Source organism: Nocardioides epinepheli (genome assembly GCF_037936805.1).
In the GTDB taxonomy this organism is placed as follows: Bacteria; Actinomycetota; Actinomycetes; order Propionibacteriales; family Nocardioidaceae; genus Nocardioides.
Map to the genome: position 1 here is coordinate 1 of NZ_JBBMMC010000037.1, position 649 is coordinate 649.

The 649-nt window shown below is 72.7% G+C and carries 1 pseudogene; it reads left to right on the forward strand.

The features are described 5' to 3' along the window. Positions 1-362: 362 nt before the first annotated feature. A pseudogene (locus WMR31_RS22110) lies at positions 363-649 on the forward strand (hypothetical protein); the annotation flags it as partial.

A 649-nucleotide genomic window follows, 5' to 3' on the forward strand; every position in this document is an offset into this window, starting at 1 on the left:
GGGTGGTGGGGTGGCCGCGCGCGTAGTCGACCGACACCCGCCGTCAAGGATCGCCTTCGGCGTCCGCTTCGCGGCGGACTTCGTCCGTCCTTGACTGCGGGTCCCGGTCGGTCGACTCTTCCGGCGCGCTAACGGCACGGGCTCCGCCCGCGCCGCCGCCTGCGCGGCCACCCCTAGTCACTCCGGGTATGCCGACTCGCGCCGCTCGGAGGACCGCCGGCCGCCGGAGGTTGAGCAAGCGAGCGTCAGCGAGCGCCGACGAAGCCCCGGCACCCTCCCCGCCGGACCCGACCCCGAGGATCCACCCAAGATCCGATCTAGAACACACTAGCGAATACGCGTCGGACGAGGTAGAATCAGACATGGCCGCCTCCACCGACACCGGAACCGGGCACCCGCTCGCGGTACTGGTGGCGCGGTTCAAGAAGGACCTCGCCGGCCACGTCGACACCCCGCTGTGGAGCCTGGACGCCGACGACACCGCTGCGCTGTTGGTCGACCTGGCCGAGGTCACCGCCAGCCTCGCCGAGCTCGAGGGCCGCACCCTCACCCAGGCCGAGGCGTTGGACCTGCCCGGCTCGATCGGCGCCCGGTCGGCCAGTGCGTGGCTGCGGCGGCTGGTCCCGATCACCCCCGGCCACGCGCACCG